Source organism: Asanoa hainanensis (assembly GCF_900188485.1).
Lineage (GTDB): Bacteria > Actinomycetota > Actinomycetes > Mycobacteriales > Micromonosporaceae > Asanoa > Asanoa hainanensis.
On the sequence record NZ_FZPH01000018.1, the window covers coordinates 89,871 to 111,872 of the forward strand.

Here is a 22,002-nt window from a genome sequence, read left to right on the forward strand (position 1 = left end):
GTCGCAGGTCAATGATCTGGTCAGCGCTGCAGGAACCCGAGCACGTTGCCGTCCGGGTCCTCGACGACGGCGGCCAGTTGGCCCCCGCCGACGTCCTTGACGTCCTGGCGGGTCCGCCAGCCCGCAGCGACCGCCTGGCTCAGGGCCGCGGCGACGTCCCCGACGTGGCAGTAGCTGACCGGACCGGTCATGCCGTGGTTGTGGCCGTTCGGGTCGAGGCCGATCTCCTGGTCCCCGATCCGGAAGCCGACGTAGTAGGGCTCGTCGGCGTACGGCTCCACGGCGAGGACGGTGCCGTACAGCGTGGTGGCGGTGGCCCGGTCCCGGACGGGGATGATGATGGTCCTTATTCCGTGGCTCATGGCTCCCCCTCGTCGGCGTCGACTTACCGGCATCAGCCTCGCTCCGCGCCGGGTGTGCCCACATCCGTGCTCACCACGTAGGGCACCACGGATCGCCGCACGCAGCGGCACGGTGCGGCAGAATGCCTCGGGTGTCGGAGCAGGCAGCTACCGCGGGGATCTCGGCTCGGGAGGCCGAGATCCTGACGCTGGTCGGGGAGCACCGCAGCAACGCCGAGATCGCCGCGCAGCTGTTCATCTCGGTGCGCACGGTCGAGACCCACGTGTCGTCCCTGCTGCGCAAGCTCGGAGCCCCGGATCGCCGTGCGCTCGCCGGTGTCGCGCGGGCGGAGCGGACCAGCCAGGCGCGGGCCGGGCTCCCGGCGCCGTTGAGCCCGTTCATCGGCCGGGCAGAGGAGCGCGGCGCGTTGCGGGACGCTCTCCGCGCGCGCCGCGCGGTCACGGCCGTCGGCCCCGGCGGCGTGGGAAAGACCCGCCTCGCCCTGGCCGTCGCCGCTGACCTGGCCGGCGATTTCGCCGACGGCGTCTGGTTCGTCGACCTCGTGCCGGTCACCGATCCGGCCATGGTCGGCGCCGCGGTGGCGGCCGCGATCGGCGTGGGCGAGCAGCAGGGTCGCGGCATCGACGACTCGGTGCTGGGCGCCCTGGCCGATCGGCGCACCCTGCTGGTTCTGGACAACTGTGAGCATCTGTCCGACGGGGTCGCACCGTTCGTCGAGCGCCTGCTGACGCGCTGCCCGTCGGTGACCGTGCTGATCACGAGCCGGGCCCGGCTCATGGTGCCCTTCGAATGGGTCTACCTGGTGCCGCCGCTCTCGTTGGAGGGACGGTCGGATGCGGTGGCCCTGTTCGTCGACCGGGCCGCCGCTGTGGGCTGGACCGCCCGGCCCGAACAGCTGGACCAGGTCGCCGACGTGTGCCGCAAGCTCGACGGCGTGGCGTTGGCGATCGAGCTCGCCGCGGCCCGCCTGCCCGCTCTCGGGCTCGACGGGCTGGTCGCGGGGCTCACCGACCACCTGCGGCTCCTGGTGGGCGGCTACCGGGCCGACGACCGGCACCGCTCGGTGCGCGCCATGCTCGACTGGAGCGAGGCGCTGCTGGACGGTCCCGACCTGACCCTGCTGAGCCGGATCTCGGTGTTCGTCTCGCCGTTCACCGCCTCGGCGGCCGCCGAGGTGGCCGGGTTCGGCCCGCTGGCGCCTGGTCAGGTGGTCGACGGGCTGGGCCGACTGGCGGACCAGAGCCTGCTGAGCGTCACGGCGTCGGCCGGCGGCACCCGCTACCGGGCGCTCGAGACCATCCGCCAGTACGGGACCGAACAGCTCGCCGCGGCCGGTGAGGCCGACACCACCTCGGTCGCGCATCTCCGCTGGTGCCTGGCCACCGTCGCCGAGCTGGCCGAGCAACCGTCCGGCACCGGCGACTGGCGGGCCGGCTTCGACGCGGCCGTCGACGACCTTCGGGCCGCGCTGAGCTGGGCGGTCGAGCGGTCGGACCAGCGGGCCGACGCGCACCGGCTCGCCCTTTCGCTGGCGGGCCTGGCCTTCTCCCGCAACCTGGTCGGCGAGTCCCAGCAGCGCTACGAGCAGGCGGCGGCCCTCGCCGACGATCCGGCCGGTGCGGCGGCCGCCCTGCGGTCCGCCGCGAACGTGGCCGCGTGCCGGATGCGCGGCGACGACGCCTATCGGCTCTGGCAGGCCGCCGCGGAACGCGCCGGAGACACCGCCGCCGCGGCCCGGGACCTCGCGACGGCGACCACCACGTACTTCCGGAAGTCCGGGGCCTTCGCCGAGTTGCCGCCGCGGGCCGAGGCGACCGCGCTGCTGGCCCGGGCGCACGAGCTGGCCGGTGACGATCCCGCCGCCCGGGCCTCGGTGGCCCTCGCCGACTGCGCCGCGCTGGGCTACGCGTTCTTCGCCGAGCGAGCCGAGGCCACCGCGGCGAAGATGACCTCGCTCGCGGAGCGGGCGGTGGAACTGGCCCGCGGCCTCGACGACCCGCTCGCGGAGTGCGCGGCTCTCTTCGCGCTGGCCGGCGCCCAACGCCGGGCCGGCGACACCTTCGCCGCCGCCGCGACCGCAGGTCGCCGGGTCGAGCTGCTCGACTCCGTCCCGCTCACCCCGGGCGTCGCCGACGAATTGATCGACGCGCTCCTGATCGCCACCGCGACCAGCATCGGCGTCGGCGACCTGCCGGCGGCGCGACGATGGGGGCGCCAACTGCGCGACCTGCCGGTGCTGGCCGAGGTCGGGCACGTCGCCACGTCCCGTGCCATCATGGCTGACGCCATCGCAGGCCAGGCCACCGACGTGATCGCCGCCAGCGGCCGGTTCCTCGACGGCTGGACCCAGGCCGGGCGGCCGGCGGCCCGCCAATTCGGCCCGGTGGCCGCCTCGGTCGCGATGATCCATGGCCTGCGCGGTGACCTGGCCGCCCAGGCCGAATGGGACGCGGTCCTCGACCAGCTGGGCGTCACGCCCGCGGACCGGGCCGGTTACAGCCCGACCTTCGACGCGATCATGTTGCTCCACCGCGGCGAGGCCACGCCCGCCCTGGAGCGGCTGAACCCCCGGACCGGCGAGCCCGACGCCTGGCGCAACGGGATTCTGCTCCACTGGCACGTCGCGCTGCGCGCCGAAGCCGCCGTGCTGGCGGGCAGCACGGACGCCACTGCCCTGCTGGCGGAGGCGCGCCCGATCGTCGCCGGAAACCCCGCAGTCGGTGCGATCTTGGACCGGGCGGCCGCGCTGCTCGACGACGACCAGGAACGCCTCCTGGAGACGGCCGCAGCGTTCGAGACCGCCGGCTGCCCGTACCAGCGAGCCCGGACACTCATCCTGGCCGGCGGCGACCACGCCTCGACCGGCCGGGCCACCCTCGCCGACCTGGGCATCTGACCGGCCGCCGGATCAGCGGATTGGGGCCTCGGACGAGCGGTCGACGGTGGCGTGGCCGTGCCGGGCGGTGGCGGCCTCGTACGGGTTCTGCGTGTGGGCCGTCGGCCGCCGTTCGGCAAGGGCGAGCCCGATCCCGAGCTGGTCGTGGGGTTTGGGGTGAGCGTTACCCGGCGCGGAGGTGACAGCGCAGCGAAGCGGAGCGGTGTCTGGCGGGAGCGACGGTCGCGCCCCAGGCGGACCCGAGTCAGGACGACCTTGGTTTATTCGGGTTCGGGTTTGGCTGTGAGGTCGACATGCAGCCTCAGCTGGTAGACCAGCATGTCCTCGACGTCGAGGGCCCGACCGGCGCCATCGGGTGCCCAGCCGGCCGCGGTGAGGAACTTGCGGGTGGCCGCGTCGCCGTCGTAGGCCCAGGCGACTGCGAACGCGAACTCGTCCTCGCGCCACAGGTCGACGCTCGCCGCGAGTAGGCGGCTGCCGTGGCCGCGGCGGCCGAAGCGGGGCTCGACCAGCAGGTCCGTGATGGCCGCCACATCGTCCGGCAACGCCGGCTCCTCCGGGGCCAGCGCCTGCTCGTCGGCGGGGCCGGAGGCGGCAAAACCCACCAGATACGATTGTTCGGCCTGCTCGACGGCCACCAGCACCCGGTGCCGCGGCGACGGCGGCTGCTCGACCGCGGCGCTCCAGCGCTCGGCGATCCACGCCTCGTCGAGGTTGTCGAGCACGTGTCGGGGGAGCATCCGGCGATATGCGACCCGCCAGGTCGCGACCTGGATGCGGGCGATCTCGGCGACGTCCTCGGGACGCGCCGGGCGGACGTACCCGAGTGCCATGAGTGGTGAGCCTACGGACTGGGAGCAGCGGGTGATCGAGCGGGCCGCGCGGCGCGAGGTCGTGATCGTCGCTGGCCTGGCGGTCGCCGTCGGGGCGTTCGTGGCCGTCTTCGCGGTGCGGCACGGGTTCTTCGACCTCAAGGTCTACTACGGCGCGGTCAACTACTGGATCCACGACCACGGCATGCTGTACGACTTCCTCAAGCCGAACAGCAAGTACGGCTTCACCTATCCGCCGTTCGCCGCGATCGCGATGGTGCCGATGGCGGTGGTGCCCTGGGTGCTGGCCATCCTCGTCAGCATCGGGCTGTCGCTGGGTGCCACCTACGCGCTGCTGCGCTGGCTCGTGCTGCCGATCGCCCGCCGCGAGGGCTGGACGCCGTGGTTCGCCGGCGCCGTCGCATTTCTGCTGATGGTGGCGTTCGAGCCCTACCGGGAGACGATCACCTTCGGGCAGGTCAACCTGCTGCTGCTGTTCCTGGTCGCGCTGGACCTGCTGGTCGGCGTGGCCGGCGGGCGGCGCTGGGCCGGCGTGGGCATCGGCCTGGCCACCGCGATCAAGCTGACCCCGGGTGTGTTCATCGTCTACCTGCTGGTCACCCGGCGCTGGCGGGCCGCGTTCGTCGCCAGTCTGACCGCCGGGCTGGCGACCCTCGCCGCCGCCGCTGTCGACCCCGGCGCCTCGCGGGAGTTCTGGACCAGCGCGCTCTGGGACACCGATCGGGTCGGCTCGCTGGCCTTCGTCTCCAACCAGTCGCTGCAGGGGATGGTCGCGCGGCTCTCTCCGGAGCATCCGTCGTCGCTGGCCTGGGGATTGTTGGTGGTCGCGGTGCTGGGCCTGTGGGCCTGGCGGGTGCGGTCCGCGTCGTTGGCCGAGGGGTTGGCGCTGACCGGGGTGGTCGGCTGTCTGATCAGCCCGGTGACCTGGGTGCACCACCTGGTCTGGCTGCTGCCGGCGCTGATCTTGTGGTTCGCTGCCGGGGTGCGTGCTCCGTCCTCGCACCGTCGGCGCGTGCTGTTGGGCGTCGCGGTCGTCTTTTACGCCGTGCTGTGCAGCCGGCTCGTCTGGGCCTGGGAGCACGGGTTCGGGGGAGTGGGCGGGTTCCTGGGCAGCAACGCGTACGTGTGGATCAGCCTGGCCTTGTTGATCTTCCTGCCGCTGCGGTCGTCTTCCCCTTCCTCAGCCGAGGGCGCGGGCGTAGCGGAGCTCCGGGAGCGGGACGCGGTCGCCGCTTGACGGCACGACGACGTCGTACGTGGCGCGCTCGCCGTCCGGGGTGAAGCCGGCCCGCTCGTAGAAGCGGCGGGTGCGGTGGTTGGCCTCGAGCACCCAGAGTCTCGCTTCTTTGTAACCTCGCCTGGTCAGCTCGGTCAGGGCCGCGCCCATGAGCTCTCGTCCGATGCCGGTGCCGATGTGGGTCGGCTCCAGGTAGATGGCCAGCACCTCGCCGATCGTCGGGTCGAGGTTGGTGCGGTCCTGCTGGTTGCGGTACGGGCCGATGGTGACGAAGCCGAGCACTTCCTGGTCGTCGGTGGCCGACGTCGGCCTCCCGTCGGTCGACCCGGATGTGGCGACCCCGGATGTGGCGACCAGGGTCTGGAAGCCGTCGGTGCCGTGGCGTTGCCTGCGCTGGGCCGCTCGTTGTCTCGGGTCGAGGGCGTCCAGCACTTCTTTTGGGATGATTCCGGCATATCCGGATTGCCAGGCGCGCACGTGTACGGCGGCGACGTCGTCGATGTCGTCGGGCGTCTCCGGGCGGATGGTGAGCATGCCGGGATGTCTATCGCACGGGCCGGCTCGTCGGCTCGGCATTTTTGTCGGAGGGTTCCGATAGCGTCCCGGGCGTGGCAGTCGAATCGTTGTCGTTGGCCCAGGCCCGCCGCATCGCGCTGGCGGCGCAGGGGTTCACCGACCCCGCGCCGACCGGGGTCCCGACCGCCCGCCACCTGCGCCGGGTGGTGGGCCGCACCGGGCTGCTCCAGATGGACTCGGTCAACGTGCTGCAACGCGCGCACTACCTACCTCTCTACAGCCGGCTCGGTCCCTATCCGACGGCATTGCTCGACCGGGCGGCCTACCGGCGGCCGCGCACGCTCTTCGAATACTGGGGTCACGAGGCGTCGCTGATCCCGGTCGAGCTCCAGCCCGCCTTCCGCTGGCGGATGGCCCGCGAGCACCAGTGGGGCGGCCTGCGCCGGTTCGCCGAGGAGCAGCCCGACCTGATCAAGTGGGTGCTCGACGAGGTACGCGAGTCCGGCCCGCTGACCGCCGCCGAGATCGAGCGCGACGAGCCGCGCGACAAGTCCAACTGGGGATGGAACTGGTCGTCGGTCAAGACGGCCCTCGAATACCTGTTCTGGTCGGGCGAGGTGATGGCGGCGTCGCGCAACACGTCGTTCGCGCGGGTCTACGACCTACCGGAGCGGGTCCTGCCCGCCGCGGTGTTGGCCGCGCCGACGCCTTCGGAGGCCGAGGCGCACCGCACGCTGGTCTCGGTCGCGGCGCGGTCGCTGGGTGTGGCCGCGGAGTTCGAGCTACGCGACTACTTCCGACTACCCGTGGCCGGCGCCCGGGCGGCGATCGCGTCCCTGGTCGCGTCGGGCGAGCTGCTGCCGGTCAAGGTGGAGACCTGGAAGCAGCCGGCCTACCTCGACCCGTCGGCCAAACTCCCGCGCTGGGTGCGTGGTGATCGGTTGATCAGCCCGTTCGACCCGCTGGTCTGGGAGCGGGCGCGCACCGAGCGGCTGTTCCACTTCACCTACCGCATCGAGATCTACGTGCCGGCGCCGCAGCGGGTCTACGGCTACTACGTGCTGCCGTTCCTCCAAGGTGACCGGTTCACGGCCCGCGTCGACCTCAAGGCCGACCGCAAGGCCGGCGTGCTGCGGGTGCCGGCAGCCTGGGCCGAGCCGGGCGTCGACCGGTCCGCGACTGCGCGGGCGCTCGCCGTCGAGCTGTCGCGGTTGGCGGGTTGGCTGGGCCTGTCGTCGGTCGCGGCACCGGAGGGCGGCGACCTGGGCGGGCCGGTCGCAGCCGCGCTGGCAAGCAACGCCGGTGTACCGTGACGCCATGACGCCCGCACCCGGCCCAACCGCCCCGGAGGCGTCACCGGGCACGGAAACCGCGCCCCCGAAGGCCGCCGACGACGGCCAGACAGCCGGCGTTTCCGAGGGCGGCCACGGTCCGTCGGCGGTAGCCGGCAGTGCGTCCGCGACGCCTGTCGGTGCGGTCGGCACCGCGTCCGCGACGCCTGTCGGTGCGGTCGGCACCGCGTCCGCGGTGGCCGGCGGTGCGTCCGCGACGCCTGTCGGTGCGGTCGGCACCGCGTCCGCGGTGGCCGGCGGAGTCGGTGGCGGTGAGCCGATGTCGGCTTTGGGTGGCAGCGGCGCCGCGGCGGCGGTGGTTGCCGGAGTCGGTGGCGGTGAGCCGATGTCGGCTGTGGCCGCCAGCGGCGCGGCCGCGACGGCGGTGGTTACCGAAGCCGGTGGTGGTGCGCCGTCCGCAGAGATTTCCGGCGCCGCGCACGGTGTGTTGGTGGCCGGTCCCGGCGGCGGTCCTGAATATCCGGCCGGTTATGCCGCCTACGGCGGTCCCGACGGCGTTGTGCCGCCGACGTTTCTGCCGCCGTCCTACGCGCCGCCGCGGCGGGGGCGGGTCGGCCGGGCCTATCTGCGGATGCTCGAACGGGTGCCGACGTGGTTGGCGCCGCTCGCGGTGCTGGGGTGCATCGGGGGAGCGGTCGGCTACACGCTGATCAGCAACCCGACCGACAGTGCACCGGACGCGCCGCCGACCTGCATCCTGAAGCTGACCACGGGCCTCGACTGTCCGGGGTGCGGCGGCACGCGCGCGGCCTGGTACCTGCTGCACGGCGACGTCGCCGCCGCCGCCCGGCACCACCTGGTGTTCGTGTTCGCGGTGCCGTTCATCATCTACCTCTACATCGCCTGGGCGGCCCAGCGCGCCTTCGGCCGCAAACTGCCGCAGCTGAAGATCCCACCGGTAGCGATCGCCATCTTCATGGGCGCCTGGCTCGCCTTCTCGATCCTGCGCAACCTGCCCTGGGCACCCTTCAACTGGTTCTACGTCTAGGCCGGGCATGGCGTTGGTCGATAGGCATCGAGGTCTCCGGCAGAACGCTTAGCGACAGGGCAAGACCGGAGACCTCGTGACCACCCCTGGCGGTGGCGAGGCGCATGACCGTGGTGACGCGCGGTGGACACCATTGGAGTCAGAGTTGCCCACGCGGCGTCGGCCGGGTAAGTCCGACCAGGACGCCGAGCAGGCGCACGCTCGGGTCGGAGAGCGGCCGACCATGGGCCTTCGTTCCGCAGATCCGCAAGCATCGCCACTCAGTGGGACGCGGCGTCAACCGCCTCAACCCCGGCCATGCCGTCGTCGCTCGGTTCGACGAAATCGCCGTCCGCTGTGAAGCCACGGTGACCGTCGCCGCGATCAACGAGCACCTACGACGTCGATACACGGCCGAGCCGAGCACTTCCTGACCCGGTCATGATCGGGTGTGGCTCGGCGAGGCGGCGACAGCGCGACCGCGTGATCGGGTGCGTCTGGTCTGGTTCGGGCACGGCGTGTCGACCAGACCAGGCGCACCCGATCATCCACCTGGTGCCGGATCTACCAGACCAGGCACACCCGATCTGGAACCGGCCAACCCGATCTACCCACTGCCCACACCCCGGCCATCCGACCCGGGCCGCCGCGGCCGCTCGCGGCCGCACGCACCGAAGGACCCGCCGGCTTGGCCGGGGGTCCTTGGTGGACGGCGCGGTCAGCGCCGGGTCGCTCCGCCGTCGTCTCGGTCGCCGCGCATCGCTCGGGCGACTCGTAGCGCGAGGTGGCGACGGTTGGCGGTGCGGCGCATCTCGCGGTGGCGTTCGCCGGCGAGGGCTAGCAGGACGTTCGGGTTCTCGTACATGTCAGGGGTCCTTTCGGGTCAGGGTCAGGGTCAGGCGCGGTGGATGTCGATGTCGCCGCTCATGGTGCGCAGCTGGAGGGTGATCTGGCCGCCGGCGGATTCCGGGGTGTCGGCTGCGGGCTGGCTCATGTCGAGGCCGTTGCGGGTGTCGCCGGAGAGGGTCTTGACGTCGAACCAGACCCCCGTGCCGGCCAGGACGCCGATGCTGACGTCGCCCGACGCCGTGCTGATTCGGGCCGTGCCCCGCGACGCCTTGCGGATCGTCACGTCGCCGGACGCCGTGTCCACGCTGATGTCGCTGCCGGCCTCGTCGACCTGGACGTCGCCGCTCGCGTACTTGCCCGTGAACGTGCCGCCCACGAGCTGAACCCGCAGGTCGCCCGAGGCGCCCCTGGTGCGCAGGTGCCCGTCGACGCGGCCCAGTCGGACGTCGCCGCTGGCCGTGCCGACCGTCGCGTCGCCGCTGATGTGTTCCGCCCGGATGTCGCCGGAGGCCGACTCGACCTCCAGGCCGCCGACGCGGCCCTGGCAGGTGACGTCGGCCGAGGCCGACTTGCCGGTGAGCGCGCTGTCCAGCGGCACCAGCACCCGGATCGCCACCGAGCCGCTGCGCAGCCGGAAGCCGCTCTGGTCGGGGGTGGTGATGAGCAGCCGGCCGTTCTGGAACTCGACGGTCGTCTCGTCGGCGAGCCGGCGGGACTCGCCGCTGCGGCTGCCGGGCTCGACCGTGGCCACCGCAGTGGCGCGCTCCTCGGCGACCACGTCGACCGAGCCGGATGCGATCTTGAAGGCGACGGTGATCGGACCGTCGACGGGGAACTCGGGCATCGTGCTGCTCCTTCGAAGAGAGATGGACGAGTCAGGCGCGGCCGTAGCCGCTGATGTGCCGGCGACCACGGCCCGGCGGGGTGGTCCAGCCGCCGGGAGGCGACGGCGGTGCGCCGGCCACGGCCGAGGCGATCGCCCGCACGAGCCAGGCGTTGACCGAGATGCCCTCGCCGGCCGCGGACCGCTCGACGGCGTCCTTGAGCCCCTCGGGCAGGCGCAGGGTGATCCGGGTGACGTCACCGCCGGCGTCAGGTGACGTCGCAGTGGCGCCGGGTGGCGCCGGGGGGACCGGCGGGGTCGGCGGCGCGGGCGGCTGGGGCAGGTGCTCGGTGACGACGAGCTCCGGCTCCCGGCCGCGTAGCCGCAGCTCGACGCTGGCCGCGCTGAGCTTGGTGGTGACCTCGTCGGCGGCTTGGGCGAGCGCGTCGAGCAGGGCCAGCCGGGCGGCTGCGTCGATCGAGCCGCTCAGCAGCTCGGCCGCGCGAGCCACCTCGGGCCCGCCCGGCGCCGCTGCCGCGTTGAGGTCGCGGCGGAGGCTTTCGACGTACGGTGCGATGTCCATGACGTCACTATGCCACCGAAGTGACGTCACCGCAAGACACAATGACGGCGTCGTGGTGTCGTGAACGCGAAGTCGCGAGGCAGGGTTAGAGTCTGGCGAGTCGCGCGAGGCAGAGGGGGCGCCGTGCCTGAGATCGTTCCGCCGCAGGTCAGGATCATCGCCTGGACCCATTTCGAGGCCCCGGACGATGTGCCGTGGAGCACTGACGCCGACGGCGGCCAGGCGCTCGCGGAGTTCGCCGGGCGGGCCTGCTACCAGTCGTGGAAGAAGCCGAACCCGGCCACCGCGACCAACGCGGGTTACCTCGCCCACATCCTCGACGTCGCACACCTCTCGGTGCTCGAGCACGGGACGGTGACCTTCTACCTCAGCGGCGTCTCCCGCTCGTTCACCCACGAGCTGATCCGTCACCGGCACTTCAGCTACAGCCAGCTCTCCCAGCGCTACGTCCCCGGCCGGGACGCCGCGATGGTCGAGCCCGAGGTGATCGCCTCCGACCCGGACCTGCACAAGACCTTCGTCGAGGCGGCCGAGGCCAGCGTGCGGGCCTACAACGAGCTGCTGGAGGGCCTGGAGCAGAAGTTCGCCGACGAGCCCAACGGCACGCTGCGTCGCAAGCAGGCCCGCCAGGCGGCCCGGGCGGTGCTGCCCAACGCGGCGGAGACCCGGATCGTGGTCACGGGCAACTACCGTGCGTGGCGACACTTCATCAACCTGCGCGCCACCGAGGCCGCCGACGTGGAGATCCGCGAGGTCGCCGTCGAGTGCCTCCGCCAGCTCAAGGGCGTCGCGCCGAACGTGTTCGCCGACTACGAGATCACCACGCTGCCCGACGGCTCGGAGGTCGCGTCGAGCCCGTACGCCGACCGTTCTTAGCAGGCCGGTCCCGGGAGCAAACCCGACCGGACGAGACCGGGGCCGACCAGGCTTCCGCTAGGTTTGTCAGCATGACGCACGAGCACACTGTCGCGCGCCCGTTCGGTGAGCTGATCACGGCCATGGTGTCGCCGTTCACCCCGGACGGCGCCCTCGACCTCGACGGCGTCCAGCGCCTGGCGGCCCACCTCGTCGACGAGCAGGGCAACGACGCGCTGGTGATCAACGGCACGGCCGGCGAGTCGCCGACCACGACCGACGCCGAGAAGGAGGCCCTCGTCCGGGCCGTGGTCGAGGCGGTCGGCGACCGGGCCAAGGTGCTCGCCGGTGTCGGCACCAACGACACCCGGCACACGATCGAGCTCGCCCTGAGCGCCGAGAAGGCGGGGGCGCACGGCCTGCTGGTCGTGACGCCCTACTACAACAAGCCTCCGCAGGCCGGCCTGCTCCGCCACTTCACGGCGGTCGCCGACGCCAGCGGCCTGCCGATCCTGCTCTACGACATCCCGCACCGCAGCGGCGTGCCGATCGAGACCGAGACGCTGGTCCGGCTGGCCGAGCACCAGCGCATCGTGGGTGTCAAGGACGCCAAGGGCGACCTGGTCGCGACCTCGTGGGTGCTGGCCCGCACCGACCTCGCCTACTACTCGGGCGACGACGCCGGCACGCTGCCCGCCCTGGCCGTGGGCGCGGTCGGCATCGTCGGCACCTCGACCCACTTCACCGGGCCCCAGACCAAGGCGATGATCCAGGCGTACGCGCGCGGCGACGTCGCCGAGGCCCTCGCCCTGCACCGCCGCGTGCTGCCCCTGTTCACCGGCATCTTCCGTACCCAGGGCACGATCCTGGTCAAGGCCGGCCTCGCCCTGCAGGGCCTGCCGTCCGGCCCGGTCCGTTCGCCCCTGGTCGACGCGACCCCGGAGCAGGTCGAGCAGCTACGCGCCGACGCCGCCGCGTGCGGACTGGAGCTTGCTGCATGACACTCGCGCACCTCGAGCTCGAACCCCCGCCGCCGTTGCCGGCCGGTGGCCTGCGGGTCACCCCACTGGGCGGCCTCGGCGCGATCGGTCGCAACATGACCGTCTTCGAGTACGACGGCAAGCTGTTGATCGTCGACTGTGGAGTGCTGTTTCCCGACGTGGAGCAGCCCGGCGTCGACCTGATCCTGCCGGACTTCGCGCCGATCCTCGACCGGCTCGACGACGTCCAGGCGATCGTGCTCACGCACGGCCACGAGGACCACATCGGCGCCGTGCCCTACCTGCTGGCGCACAAGTCCGACATTCCGCTGGTCGGCTCGCAGTTCACGCTTTCGCTCGTCGAGGCCAAGCTGCAGGAGCGGCGGATCGAGCCGTACACGCTGACCGTCACCGAGGGGCAGCACGAGCGGCTCGGCCCGTTCGACGTCGAGTTCTTCGCGGTCAACCACTCGATCCCGGACGCGATGGCGGTGGCCATCCGCACGCCGGCCGGGCTCGTGCTGCACACCGGCGACTTCAAGATGGACCAGTTGCCGCTCGACGGCCGGATCACCGACCTCGCCGGCTTCGCCCGGCTCGGTGCCGAGGGCGTCGACCTGCTGCTCTCCGATTCGACCAACGCCGAGATCCCGGGCTTCGTTACACCGGAGCGGGAGATCGGCCCGGTGCTCGACGCCATCTTCGCGAAGGCCCGCGGCCGGGTCATCGTCGCGTCGTTCGCCTCGCACGTGCACCGCGTGCAGCAGGTGCTCGACGCCGCCGCGCTGCACGGCCGGCAGGTGGCGTTCATCGGCCGCTCGATGGTCCGCAACATGGGCATCGCTCGCGACCTCGGCCTGCTGCGGATCGAGCCGGGCCTCGTCGTCGGCATGGACGAGGCCATGCAGGCGCCGCCGGAGCGGATCGTGCTGATGTCGACCGGTTCGCAGGGCGAGCCGATGAGCGCGCTGGGCCGCATGGCCAACGGCGACCACCGGCACATCACGATCGCGCAGGGCGACACCGTCGTGCTGGCCAGCTCGCTCGTGCCCGGCAACGAGACCTCGGTCTACCGGGTGATCAACCGGCTCTCCCGGGCCGGCGCCAACGTCATCCACAAGGACGTCGCCAAGGTCCACGTCTCCGGCCACGCGCCCGCCGGTGAGCTGCTCTACCTGCTCAACGTGGTGCGGCCGAGCAACCTGCTGCCGGTGCATGGCGAGTGGCGGCACCTGCGCGCGCACGCCCGCATCGGCGTCGAGTCCGGCATCGCGCCGGAGAACGTCGTGCTCTGCGAAGACGGCGACGTGGTCGACCTGGTCGACGGCCAGGCCCGGCTGGTGGGGCACGTGCCGAGCCGCTACATCTACGTCGACGGTCTGGCCGTCGGCGACATCGGCGAGTCGCTGCTGACCGAGCGCCGGATGCTGGGCGACGGTGGCTTCATCGCCGCCACCGTGGTGATCGACTCGGTGACCGGCAAGGTCGTCGGCGGCCCGGCCGTGTCGGCCAAGGGCTTCTCGGAGAACCCCGAGGCCTTCGACCAGGTCATCCCGCTGATCACCGAGGCGTTGTTGCGGGCCGCGGCGGACAACATCACGGACCCACACCAGCTTCAGCAGCTGGTACGCCGGACGGTGGGCCGCTGGGTCAACGACACGTACCGCCGGCGCCCGATGATCGTCCCGACCGTGGTCGAGGTCTGAGCGCGCGGATGCACGCGGGCGAGTTCCCGATCGACGCCGAGCTCGTCGCGAAGCTGCTCGCCGCCCAGTTCCCGCAGTGGGCCGGGCGCCCGCTGACCCGGGTCGCGTCGTCGGGCACGGTCAACGCCCTGTTCCGCCTCGGCGACGACCTGGTCGTGCGGCTGCCCCGGGTGGACTGGTCGCTGGGCGACATCGAGACCGAGGCCACGTGGTTGCCGTGGCTCGCGCCCCGGCTCCCGGTAGCCATCCCGGAACCGGTCGCGGCCGGCCGGGCGGCTGACGGCTATCCCTGGCCGTGGGCGGTCTACCGGTGGCTGCCCGGCACGGTCCCGGTCGAGGGCCGGCTGGCCGACCCGCTCGGCCTGGCCGCCGATCTGGCGAACTTCGTCAAAGCCATGCGCGCGGTCGACGGTTCGGGATCGGCACCGCCGGCGGCTTATCGGGGTGGCGGGCATTCGTTGCTCGACGAGACCGCGCGCAATGCGCTCGACGGGCTTGGTGGGCAGCTCGACCCGGAGACGTTGGCGGCGGCGCGGGAGGCCTGGGACGCGGATCTTGCCGTGCCGGACTACGCCGGGCCGCCGGTGTGGCTGCACGCCGATCTCATGCCGGGCAACCTGTTGGTCGACTCACGCGGGCGGCTGAGCGCCGTGATCGACTTTGGAACCCTCGGGGTCGGTGACCCGTCCTGCGACCTGATCGTCGCCTGGAACCTGCTCACGGTTGAGGCCCGCGCCGCCTTCCGGGCCGCGCTCGACGTCGACGAGCAGACCTGGCGGCGCGGCCGGGGGCGCTCGCTGGCGATGGCGCTGGGTTCGCTGGTCTACTACCACGAGACCAATCGGCCGTTCGCGGACAACGCCCGCTACGTGATCCGTGAGGTGCTGTGCGACCTGTCGAAGAGCCGCTGACCGGCAACGTCACCGCGGGCATCGTGCGGGTGGGTGACACCGTCAGAAGGCCGGTCGGACCCTACACCCATGCCGTCGACGCGCTGCTGCACCATCTGCACGAGGTGGGGTTCACCGGCGCTCCCCGGCCGTTCGGGCGCGACGAGCAGGGCCGGCAGGTGCTGGAGTACGTGCCCGGCGAGTCGACGATGGACATCGACCCGCGCGACCTGCCGGACCTCGGCCGGCTGCTGCGCGACCTGCACACCGCCACGGCGGAGTTCACGCCGCCGGCCGACGCGGGCTGGCACACGGAGATTCCACCGGTGGGCGTCCCGGGCTCGCCGGTCGGCGAGGTGTTCTGCCACCACGACGCCGCGCCGTGGAACCTGGTCCGTGCCGAGCGCGGCTGGGTCCTGATCGACTGGGACAACGCGGGTCCGGGCGCCCGGGCCTGGGAGCTCGCTTACTCGGCACTGACCTGCTGCGGAATGCGCCCGGACCGCCCGGTCGAGGAGTCGGCGGCCCGGCTGCGGTCCTTCGTGGACGGCTACGGCCTAGAGCCCGGATTGCGGCCGGCCCTGGCCGGGCTGCTCGGCGTCAACGCGGGCGCCATGTACGACCTGCTGGCAACCGGCGCCCGCGAAGGCCGCCAACCCTGGGCCCGGATCTACACCGAGGACGGCCCGTTCTGGCGCGGCGTCGCCGCCTACCTCGCCGACCACCGCGCCGCATGGGCCTCAGCCCTGGCTGAGTAACAAGCCGACCTCCTTGGCACGGTCGCCGAGCACGACGCGGAGCAGTTTGGCCTGCTCTTCGGGGGTGGCCACCGCGCCGAGGCGTTCGATGACCTCTTCGTCGACGTTGTCCACGGCCGCTCGGGTTTCCTGCAGGCCCGCGTCTATTCGGTCGAACTGGCCGCGTAGTTGGGTGGCCACGGCCTCGTCGACCCCCGCCAGCGCGGTCAGGACCGCGGACATCTTCTGTTCCAGGGCGACCCGGGCGGCCTTGGCCAGGTTGGCCTCGACGCGCGTCGCGCCGCTGCTGATCTTGAAGGTGATCTTGTCCAGGTCCTGGTAGAGACCCAGCGAACGGTAGTTGGCGCTGGTCAGAGCGTCGCGGTCGCGAGCCTCGAACATGTCGTCCTCCTCGGTGAACCAGGGCTTGTTGCTGCGCTCGTGCGACGTACGCGTGTTGAAGTGCACGTGCTCGGTGTGCGGCGAGGTCCCGGTGTACGGGCGCCAGGTGCCCAACCCCCAGGACCGACTGGTGATCCGGCGGTTGTAGATCACGTACTGGATGGACTCGTGCCTGATGGCGGCGTTGATGACCTTCGGCACGTCCACCCCGTCGACGTCCATGTCCCAGGCGTCCACGGAGCCGTCCGCGTCCGGGTTGTGGTCGGAGTTGGTCTCCTGATGGGCCGCGTCGCCGATGGTGCCGTCGGAGGTCTTGTCTCGCCGGGGCCAGCGGGCATTGACCTCGTTGCGGAAGCGGGTCAGGGCGGGGTTCAAGAACCAGGCCATATGCCCGAAGTTACCGGTCTGTACGGACGCGACCTATCCCCCGCGAGCGGGACAGGGAGTAGGACAAAGAGCGGAACAAGGGTCAGCCGTCGAACTCTGACGCCAGCAACCCGAAGATCGCCTCGTCCAGGAATGAGCCGTCCACCCAGGCGTTCCCCCGCAGCGTGCCCTCGCGGCGGAAACCGACCCGCGAAGCCGCACTGATCATCGCGGCGTTGTCCGCCAGCGTCTCGAGGCCCAGCCGGTGCAGCCCCCGCGTCCGGAAGGCGTAGCGGCACAACACCCGGACCGTGTCGGTGCCCAGCCCGCTGCCCCGCATCGCCGGCCGCAACGAGATGCCGACGTGGGCCACCCGGTTGTGCGGGTCGATGCCCCACAGCAACCCCTCGCCGGCCAGAGCCTCGTCGGCCAGGCGCACCACGCTGAAGATGGCCGCGTCGTCGGTGGGCGGGCCGGGCGCGAACGGCGAGGCGGCGGCGGACCCGAGCGGGATCGGCCGCCAGGGTCGCCCGTCGGCGCGGGACCGCATGGCGACGTCGTCGTAGAGGTCGGCGTGCAGAACCGGCACGTCGTCCTCGTGCCGGGCCCGCAACAGCACCTTCTCGCCACGCAACATGCCGCGTTCGTACCGGACGAGGATGCCCGTGATCAAGCGAGAAACCGGATCCGACATCCTGCGCGAGTCCGGCGCAATAGCCTGAACGGGTCGGATCGCCCCAGGGAGGCCGGATGCCGCTGCACGCCGGGAAGCAGCCGGAGCCCCGGCCGCGCCACCGCGCCGGCAACATCGTCGCCACGGCCGCGAACCCCGACTTCGGCCGGGAGCTGACGCTGCCGGTCGCGGCGCTCGGCCCCGATCCGGTGCCGGCCGCCGTCGCGTACCAGTTGATCCATGACGAGCTTCTGCTCGACGGCAACGCGGCGCTGAACCTGGCGACGTTCGTGACCACCTGGATGGAGCCGCAGGCCGGCGTCCTGATGGCCGAGTGCGCCGACAAGAACATGATCGACAAGGACGAGTACCCACTGACCGCCGAGATCGAGCGGCGCTGCGTGGCGATCCTGGCCGACCTGTGGCACGCGCCCGACGCCATGGAAACCGTCGGCTGCTCGACCACCGGGTCGAGCGAGGCGGGCATGCTCGCCGGCCTCGCGCTCAAGCGCCGCTGGGCCAAGAGCTCGATGGGCGGGAAGCCCAACCTGGTGATGGGCGGCAACGTCCAGGTGTGCTGGGAGAAGTTCTGCAACTACTGGGAGGTCGAGCCGCGGCTGGTCCCGATGGCGGGGGACCGGTTCCACCTGTCGGCGCAGGAGGCGGTGGCCCGCTGCGACGAGAACACCATCGGCGTGGTCGCGGTGCTGGGCTCCACGTTCGACGGATCGTACGAGCCGGTCGCCGAGATCGCCAAAGCGCTCGACGACCTCCAGCAGAACCGCGGCTGGGACATCCCGATCCACGTCGACGGCGCGTCCGGCGGCATGATCGCCCCGTTCCTCGATCCCGACCTGGTCTGGGACTTCCGCCTGCCGCGGGTCGCCTCGATCAACACCAGCGGCCACAAGTACGGCCTGGTCTACCCCGGCGTCGGCTGGGTGCTCTGGCGGGAGAAGCACCTGCTCCCGGAGGACCTGGTCTTCAACGTGAACTACCTCGGCGGCAGCATGCCGACCTTCGCGCTCAACTTCTCCCGGCCCGGCGCCGAGGTGATCGCGCAGTACTACATGTTCCTGCGGCTCGGCCGCGAAGGCTTCCGCGCGGTGCAGCAGGCGTCCCGGGACGTGGCCACCTACCTCTCCGGGAAGATCGCCGACACGGGGGAGTTCCAGCTGGTCAGCCGGGGCGACGAGCTGCCCGTGTTCGCGTTCACCACGGCGCCCGACGTCACCGCGTACAACGTCTTCGACGTCTCCCGGGCGCTGCGCGAACGCGGCTGGCTCGTGCCGGCGTACACGTTCCCGAAGAACCGCACCGACCTCGCGGTCCTGCGCATCGTCGTCCGCAACGGCTTCTCGCACGACATGGCCGACCTGCTGCTGGCCGACCTCGCAAGAGCGCTGCCGGAACTCCGGAAGCAGCCGAAGCCGGTCCACGGCACCGCCGACGAGTCGTTCCACCACTGAAAGGAACACCTGTGTGCCGCTGGCTCGCCTTCTCCGGTACGCCGCTGCTGCTCGACGCGCTGCTCTACCGGCCCAAGCACTCGCTGATCGACCAGAGCCAGCACGCCGAGCTCGGCGCCGAGACCACCAACGGGGACGGCTTCGGCATCGGCTGGTATCCGACCGACCCGGTGGCCAAGCAGACCCCCGGCACGTTCCACGGCGTCGGGCCGGCCTGGAGCAACCGCAACCTGCGTGACCTCGCCGAACACCTCCGGTCACCGCTGTTCTTCGCGCACGTGCGCGCCTCGTCCGGCTCGCCGGTGCAGGAGACCAACTGCCACCCGTTCCGGCACGAGCGCTGGCTCTGGATGCACAACGGCTCCATCCGCGACTTCGCCCGGCTCAAGCGCGACCTGCTGCTGGAGGTGGATCCCGAGCTCTTTCCGTTGATCGAGGGCAGCACGGACTCGGAGGCGATGTTCTACCTGGCCCTGACGTACGGTCTCCAGGACGATCCGGTCGCGGCGGTCGAGCGGATGGTCGGGTTCGTCGAGTCGACCGCCGCCCGGCACGGCATCACCGACCCCGTGCAGATGACCGTGGCCACGACCGAGGGCGAGCGGATCTGGGCCTTCCGCTACTCGACCGCGCACCAGTCGCGCACGCTGTTCTATTCGCAGACCGTCGATGCCCTGCGCGCGGTGCATCCCGACGTCGAAGAGCTGCGGCTCCTCTCGGACGACGACCGCCTGGTGGTTTCGGAGCCGCTGGGCGTAATGCCGGATGCGTTCAAAGAGGTGCCCGAGTCGACCTACAGCATCATCTACGACGGTCAGGATCAGATGTCGGCTTTCAATCCCCGCTGAGCGGGCTTCGCGTACGCGAGAAATGGTCGGCGGATCCGTCATACGCTCGCGATCGTGGGGTGGAAAGAGCTCGCCTTCGTCTTCCTGGCTCTGCACTTCGCCTTCATGGCCTACGTGCTGCTCGGCGGCTTCCTCGCGTGGAAGTGGCCGAAGGCGATCTGGTTCCACCTGCCCGCGATCGGCTGGGGCATCGCGCTGATCGGCTTCGGGCTCAACTGCCCGCTGACGTACGCGCAGAACTGGGCACTCGGGCACGCCGGCGAGCCGCCGCTGACCAGGGGGTTCGTCGACACATACATCGAGGGAATCCTCTATCCCGAGCGGTACGTGCACGTCGCCCAAGCGATCTTGGCACTGATCGTGCTGGTCTCGTACGTCGGATTCTTCGTGCTGCGGCGCCGCCGGAAGTCCCGCGCGGCCGCCGTCGAGATGCGCAGCGAACGCGTTTAGGGCAGGTCCGCCACGGCCGCCGCGAACGTCGTGCCGGTGGCGATCGCCGCGTTGACCAGGCTGGCCAGTTGGCCCGTCGTCGCGCCGTGCTCCAGGTCGGTGGTCACCTCGCCGGCCAGCAGCAGGAGGCCCTCGCCGCCGTCGTGCACGTACACCTTGGGCATCAGCTTGTCGTGGTTCCAGGCGTTGCAGAACTCGTACGCCTCGACCAGCCGGGTGGCCGGCAGCCGGCGCTCGGCCACCACCCGCACCTGGAGGATCTCCCGCCGCTCGCCCAACCGCTCGAACTGGATGTACGCGCCCGGCCAGCGCCCGCCGACCAGTCCGTCCTCGTCGACCGAGTAGTGGTCGCCCCGCGCGTCGAGCACCTCGATGATCGCCTCGAGGGTCAGCGGGCCCAGCGGCGTGTCATCGAGCTCGTCGAGCCGGATCGGGCCGCCGGCGACCACGGGCAGCTCGGCCAGCCAGTCGCCGACCAGCCGCGACTGGTGGTCGGTGCCGTTGCGGGCGTCGAACCGGGTCGCCAGCGTCGCCGCCACCGCCGCGAGCACCGTGCCGAGCTCGCGCACCGTCAGGTCGGCGGCCGGCCGCTCGCCGTGCGCGGGCCGGTGCACCCGCCGGTCGCCCAGTCCCTCCGCGGTGGCCCGGCGGCAGACCAGCGTGCCGGCCGCCGCGAAGCGCATCGCGGACAGCTCGTCGTACGGGTCGTCCAGGTCACCCAGGTGGGTGGCGAGCAGGTCGACGCCGCGGCCGGCCAGCCCGGCCAGCGCGCAGAACCGCAGGTGGTCGGCGAGCAGCGGGAACGACGACCGGTCGAGCCGGTGCCCCCGGTAGGAGCGCAGGTGGGCCGTCACCGCCTCGTCGACCCGGCCCAGGTGCAGGTAGGGGATCATCACCGCGGCCAGCGCCCGTTCGGGCTGCTCCGGGCAGGAGGCGCCGGCCCGCAGCACCGGCTCGGCCGCGTCGACCGCTGCCTGCCAGTCACCCCAGGCGGAGTGCAGGAACGCCTGGTCGGCGGGGTAGCAGGACGGGCAGAAGCCCGCGTCGCCCGGCTGGCCGTCGGAGAACCACTCGCTGTCGCCGGCCTCCGGCAGCTCGGCCGTGCAGCGCGCCAGCCACGCCCGGGCGGCGGGCAGGTCGCCCAGGTGGTCCGCGATCTCCGCCCGCATCCGGTGGATCGCGAACAGCGGGCGCTGGTCCTCGCGGAACCGGCGTTCCAGGTCGTCGAGCAGCGCCTCGGCCTCGGCCCGCCCGACGCCGGGCGACGCGCGGAACGTGCCGACCGCCCAGAGGTGGTAGTAGCGCAGAAGGGCCAGCTCGGTGTCCGAGAACAGCAACGGCTCGCGGTCGGCGGCGGCCCGGCACCAGGCGAACAGCCCGAGCACCCGGGCGGGCTCGGCGGCGTCGAGGCAGGCGTCGACCAGGTCGAGCCGCGCCTCGAAGCCCAGCCGGACGTCGCCGGCCCGGTCGGCGGCGGCCACCACGGCGTCGAGCTCGGCCACCTTGGCGGGGCCGGGTGGCAGGTCGCGGGCGTCGGAGAGGGCGTCGCTCACCAGGTCAGCCCTTCGAGCGAGTCGGCGAGCTGGCACCCGCTGCTGATCCCGCAGGCCAGGAGCTGGTCGAGCTGGTAGCTGGTGACGCCGTGCTCGAGGTCGGCCACCACCTCGCCCAGGACGCGTACGGTGCCGTCGTCGTTGACGTGCACGAACGCCTTCGGCCACAGCTTGTCCTGGTTCCAGCCGTTGCAGAAGTCGTAGAGCGGCAGCACGTCGTCGATGCCGAAGACCCGGCTGGCCAGCGTGCGGATCTGGAGGATCTCGCCGGAGCGGCCGAGGCGGAAGAAATAGATCAGGTTGTCGTCCCAGCGGCCCACGAGGTCGCCGTCGGCATCCTGGGTGAACGCGTAACCGTGCCCGTCGAGGATGCCCGCGATCAGCTCGTTGGACAGCGGCAGCAACGTTCCGCCCGGCGACTCCACGCAGGCGATAGTAGGCGGGTTGGGCGACCGGCAACCAGTGCCTCGTTCCGGGCGCCGGACGCGAAAGCCGAGGGATTGTCGCGGCGTGGCGCGCGTGGCGCGTGACGTGCGGCCCCTTACCGTGAGACCATGCCGGGCCGCGCGACGCAGACCAACCGGCGTCGCACCGCGACGTCGACTCGGGCCAGCACGACCACCCGCGGCCGCACCACCAACACCACGGCCACCC

22 protein-coding genes are annotated in these 22,002 nt (G+C 71.9%); 12 read left to right on the forward strand and 10 right to left on the reverse strand.

Annotated elements, in window-relative coordinates:
* Window positions 1-20 precede the first annotated feature (20 nt).
* The gene (locus CHC05_RS33370) at window positions 21-362 is read right to left on the reverse strand and encodes a VOC family protein (RefSeq protein ID WP_089254620.1); all 342 of its coding nucleotides are present in this window, start codon (window positions 360-362) and stop codon (window positions 21-23) included.
* A 131-nt stretch (window positions 363-493) separates the two neighbouring features.
* On the opposite strand from CHC05_RS33370, the gene CHC05_RS33375 reads away from it, so the two are divergent.
* Window positions 494-3,259, forward strand: coding sequence for an ATP-binding protein (locus CHC05_RS33375; RefSeq protein ID WP_245871348.1), 2,766 nt, complete (start codon window positions 494-496; stop codon window positions 3,257-3,259).
* Window positions 3,260-3,519: 260 nt separating this feature from the next.
* Here CHC05_RS33375 and CHC05_RS33380 read toward each other — a convergent pair whose 3' ends face one another.
* Window positions 3,520-4,092, reverse strand: coding sequence for a GNAT family N-acetyltransferase (locus CHC05_RS33380; RefSeq protein WP_089254622.1), 573 nt, complete (start codon window positions 4,090-4,092; stop codon window positions 3,520-3,522).
* Between CHC05_RS33380 and CHC05_RS33385 the strand changes: the two genes are divergently transcribed.
* Window positions 4,091-5,329 (forward strand): glycosyltransferase 87 family protein, encoded by a 1,239-nt coding sequence (locus CHC05_RS33385; RefSeq protein WP_089254623.1) that lies wholly within the window; start codon window positions 4,091-4,093, stop codon window positions 5,327-5,329. The two genes, CHC05_RS33380 and CHC05_RS33385, sit on opposite strands and share 2 nt — an antisense overlap.
* Here CHC05_RS33385 and CHC05_RS33390 read toward each other — a convergent pair.
* Window positions 5,273-5,863 (reverse strand): GNAT family N-acetyltransferase, encoded by a 591-nt coding sequence (locus CHC05_RS33390; protein ID WP_089254624.1) that lies wholly within the window; start codon window positions 5,861-5,863, stop codon window positions 5,273-5,275. The two genes, CHC05_RS33385 and CHC05_RS33390, sit on opposite strands and share 57 nt — an antisense overlap.
* Before the next feature lie 74 nt (window positions 5,864-5,937).
* Here CHC05_RS33390 and CHC05_RS33395 point away from each other — a divergent pair, with 74 nt between their 5' ends.
* Together CHC05_RS33395 and CHC05_RS33400 are read left to right on the forward strand one after the other, a co-directional pair.
* On the forward strand, window positions 5,938-7,158 hold the full coding sequence (locus CHC05_RS33395) for a winged helix-turn-helix domain-containing protein (RefSeq protein ID WP_089254625.1): 1,221 nt from the start codon (window positions 5,938-5,940) through the stop codon (window positions 7,156-7,158).
* A 364-nt stretch (window positions 7,159-7,522) separates the two neighbouring features.
* Window positions 7,523-8,185, forward strand: a complete 663-nt coding sequence (locus CHC05_RS33400) for a DUF2752 domain-containing protein (RefSeq protein WP_089254683.1) — start codon at window positions 7,523-7,525, stop codon at window positions 8,183-8,185.
* 697 nt (window positions 8,186-8,882) lie between these two features.
* On the opposite strand, the gene CHC05_RS41805 is transcribed toward CHC05_RS33400, so the two are convergent.
* The 3 genes from CHC05_RS41805 to CHC05_RS33410 are packed head-to-tail and all read right to left on the reverse strand — an operon-like array spanning window position 8,883 to window position 10,419.
* Window positions 8,883-9,029, reverse strand: a complete 147-nt coding sequence (locus tag CHC05_RS41805) for a hypothetical protein (protein WP_179266487.1) — start codon at window positions 9,027-9,029, stop codon at window positions 8,883-8,885.
* 30 nt (window positions 9,030-9,059) lie between these two features.
* Window positions 9,060-9,857 (reverse strand): DUF4097 family beta strand repeat-containing protein, encoded by a 798-nt coding sequence (locus CHC05_RS33405; protein ID WP_089254626.1) that lies wholly within the window; start codon window positions 9,855-9,857, stop codon window positions 9,060-9,062.
* 31 nt (window positions 9,858-9,888) lie between these two features.
* Window positions 9,889-10,419 carry a hypothetical protein gene (locus tag CHC05_RS33410; RefSeq protein ID WP_089254627.1) on the reverse strand — a complete coding sequence of 177 codons (531 nt, stop codon included), beginning with the start codon at window positions 10,417-10,419 and terminating at the stop codon, window positions 9,889-9,891.
* Between the two features lie 132 nt (window positions 10,420-10,551).
* On the opposite strand from CHC05_RS33410, the gene thyX reads away from it, so the two are divergent.
* From thyX to CHC05_RS33435, 5 genes are all read left to right on the forward strand, one after another.
* Window positions 10,552-11,295 carry an FAD-dependent thymidylate synthase gene (gene thyX / locus CHC05_RS33415; protein WP_089254684.1) on the forward strand — a complete coding sequence of 248 codons (744 nt, stop codon included), beginning with the start codon at window positions 10,552-10,554 and terminating at the stop codon, window positions 11,293-11,295.
* 71 nt (window positions 11,296-11,366) lie between these two features.
* Window positions 11,367-12,275, forward strand: coding sequence for a 4-hydroxy-tetrahydrodipicolinate synthase (gene dapA / locus CHC05_RS33420; RefSeq protein ID WP_089254628.1), 909 nt, complete (start codon window positions 11,367-11,369; stop codon window positions 12,273-12,275).
* Window positions 12,272-13,960, forward strand: a complete 1,689-nt coding sequence (locus CHC05_RS33425; RefSeq protein WP_089254629.1) for a ribonuclease J — start codon at window positions 12,272-12,274, stop codon at window positions 13,958-13,960. The genes dapA and CHC05_RS33425 overlap by 4 nt, the downstream gene beginning before the upstream one ends.
* An 8-nt stretch (window positions 13,961-13,968) precedes the next feature.
* Window positions 13,969-14,871: an aminoglycoside phosphotransferase family protein gene (locus CHC05_RS33430; RefSeq protein ID WP_089254630.1), complete on the forward strand. Its 903-nt coding sequence runs from the start codon at window positions 13,969-13,971 to the stop codon at window positions 14,869-14,871.
* Window positions 14,847-15,608, forward strand: a complete 762-nt coding sequence (locus CHC05_RS33435) for a phosphotransferase enzyme family protein (RefSeq protein WP_089254631.1) — start codon at window positions 14,847-14,849, stop codon at window positions 15,606-15,608. The genes CHC05_RS33430 and CHC05_RS33435 overlap by 25 nt, the downstream gene beginning before the upstream one ends.
* On the opposite strand, the gene CHC05_RS33440 is transcribed toward CHC05_RS33435, so the two are convergent.
* A complete protein-coding gene (locus CHC05_RS33440) occupies window positions 15,591-16,376 on the reverse strand; it encodes a hypothetical protein (RefSeq protein WP_089254632.1) in 786 nt (261 codons plus the stop codon). The genes CHC05_RS33435 and CHC05_RS33440 overlap by 18 nt on opposite strands.
* A gap of 82 nt (window positions 16,377-16,458) precedes the next feature.
* Window positions 16,459-17,028, reverse strand: a complete 570-nt coding sequence (locus CHC05_RS33445) for a GNAT family N-acetyltransferase (protein WP_245871349.1) — start codon at window positions 17,026-17,028, stop codon at window positions 16,459-16,461.
* 77 nt (window positions 17,029-17,105) lie between these two features.
* On the opposite strand from CHC05_RS33445, the gene gad reads away from it, so the two are divergent.
* The 3 genes from gad to CHC05_RS33460 are packed head-to-tail and all read left to right on the forward strand — an operon-like array spanning window position 17,106 to window position 19,795.
* The gene (gene gad, locus CHC05_RS33450) at window positions 17,106-18,497 is read left to right on the forward strand and encodes a glutamate decarboxylase (protein WP_089254633.1); all 1,392 of its coding nucleotides are present in this window, start codon (window positions 17,106-17,108) and stop codon (window positions 18,495-18,497) included.
* 11 nt (window positions 18,498-18,508) lie between these two features.
* Window positions 18,509-19,345: a class II glutamine amidotransferase gene (locus tag CHC05_RS33455; RefSeq protein WP_089254634.1), complete on the forward strand. Its 837-nt coding sequence runs from the start codon at window positions 18,509-18,511 to the stop codon at window positions 19,343-19,345.
* Window positions 19,346-19,399: 54 nt separating this feature from the next.
* The gene (locus CHC05_RS33460; protein ID WP_089254635.1) at window positions 19,400-19,795 is read left to right on the forward strand and encodes a DUF2784 domain-containing protein; all 396 of its coding nucleotides are present in this window, start codon (window positions 19,400-19,402) and stop codon (window positions 19,793-19,795) included.
* Here CHC05_RS33460 and CHC05_RS33465 read toward each other — a convergent pair.
* Both CHC05_RS33465 and CHC05_RS33470 read right to left on the reverse strand, forming a co-directional pair.
* On the reverse strand, window positions 19,792-21,348 hold the full coding sequence (locus tag CHC05_RS33465) for a YbjN domain-containing protein (RefSeq protein WP_089254636.1): 1,557 nt from the start codon (window positions 21,346-21,348) through the stop codon (window positions 19,792-19,794). The two genes, CHC05_RS33460 and CHC05_RS33465, sit on opposite strands and share 4 nt — an antisense overlap.
* Window positions 21,345-21,773, reverse strand: a complete 429-nt coding sequence (locus CHC05_RS33470) for a type III secretion system chaperone family protein (protein ID WP_245871350.1) — start codon at window positions 21,771-21,773, stop codon at window positions 21,345-21,347. The genes CHC05_RS33465 and CHC05_RS33470 overlap by 4 nt, the downstream gene beginning before the upstream one ends.
* Between the last annotated feature and the right edge of the window lie 229 nt (window positions 21,774-22,002).

What these genes read in the sequence shown, in the direction of transcription:
- CHC05_RS33370 (WP_089254620.1), bottom strand. Translation starts at nt 362, where the DNA reads ATGAGCCACGGAATAAGGACCATCATCATCCCCGTCCGGGACCGGGCC.
- CHC05_RS33385 (WP_089254623.1), top strand. Translation starts at nt 4,091, where the DNA reads ATGAGTGGTGAGCCTACGGACTGGGAGCAGCGGGTGATCGAGCGGGCC.
- CHC05_RS33380 (WP_089254622.1), bottom strand. Translation starts at nt 4,092, where the DNA reads ATGGCACTCGGGTACGTCCGCCCGGCGCGTCCCGAGGACGTCGCCGAG.
- CHC05_RS33390 (WP_089254624.1), bottom strand. Translation starts at nt 5,863, where the DNA reads ATGCTCACCATCCGCCCGGAGACGCCCGACGACATCGACGACGTCGCC.
- CHC05_RS33400 (WP_089254683.1), top strand. Translation starts at nt 7,523, where the DNA reads ATGTCGGCTGTGGCCGCCAGCGGCGCGGCCGCGACGGCGGTGGTTACC.
- CHC05_RS41805 (WP_179266487.1), bottom strand. Translation starts at nt 9,029, where the DNA reads ATGTACGAGAACCCGAACGTCCTGCTAGCCCTCGCCGGCGAACGCCAC.
- CHC05_RS33405 (WP_089254626.1), bottom strand. Translation starts at nt 9,857, where the DNA reads ATGCCCGAGTTCCCCGTCGACGGTCCGATCACCGTCGCCTTCAAGATC.
- CHC05_RS33410 (WP_089254627.1), bottom strand. Translation starts at nt 10,419, where the DNA reads ATGGACATCGCACCGTACGTCGAAAGCCTCCGCCGCGACCTCAACGCG.
- dapA (WP_089254628.1), top strand. Translation starts at nt 11,367, where the DNA reads ATGACGCACGAGCACACTGTCGCGCGCCCGTTCGGTGAGCTGATCACG.
- CHC05_RS33425 (WP_089254629.1), top strand. Translation starts at nt 12,272, where the DNA reads ATGACACTCGCGCACCTCGAGCTCGAACCCCCGCCGCCGTTGCCGGCC.
- CHC05_RS33430 (WP_089254630.1), top strand. Translation starts at nt 13,969, where the DNA reads ATGCACGCGGGCGAGTTCCCGATCGACGCCGAGCTCGTCGCGAAGCTG.
- CHC05_RS33440 (WP_089254632.1), bottom strand. Translation starts at nt 16,376, where the DNA reads ATGGCCTGGTTCTTGAACCCCGCCCTGACCCGCTTCCGCAACGAGGTC.
- gad (WP_089254633.1), top strand. Translation starts at nt 17,106, where the DNA reads ATGCCGCTGCACGCCGGGAAGCAGCCGGAGCCCCGGCCGCGCCACCGC.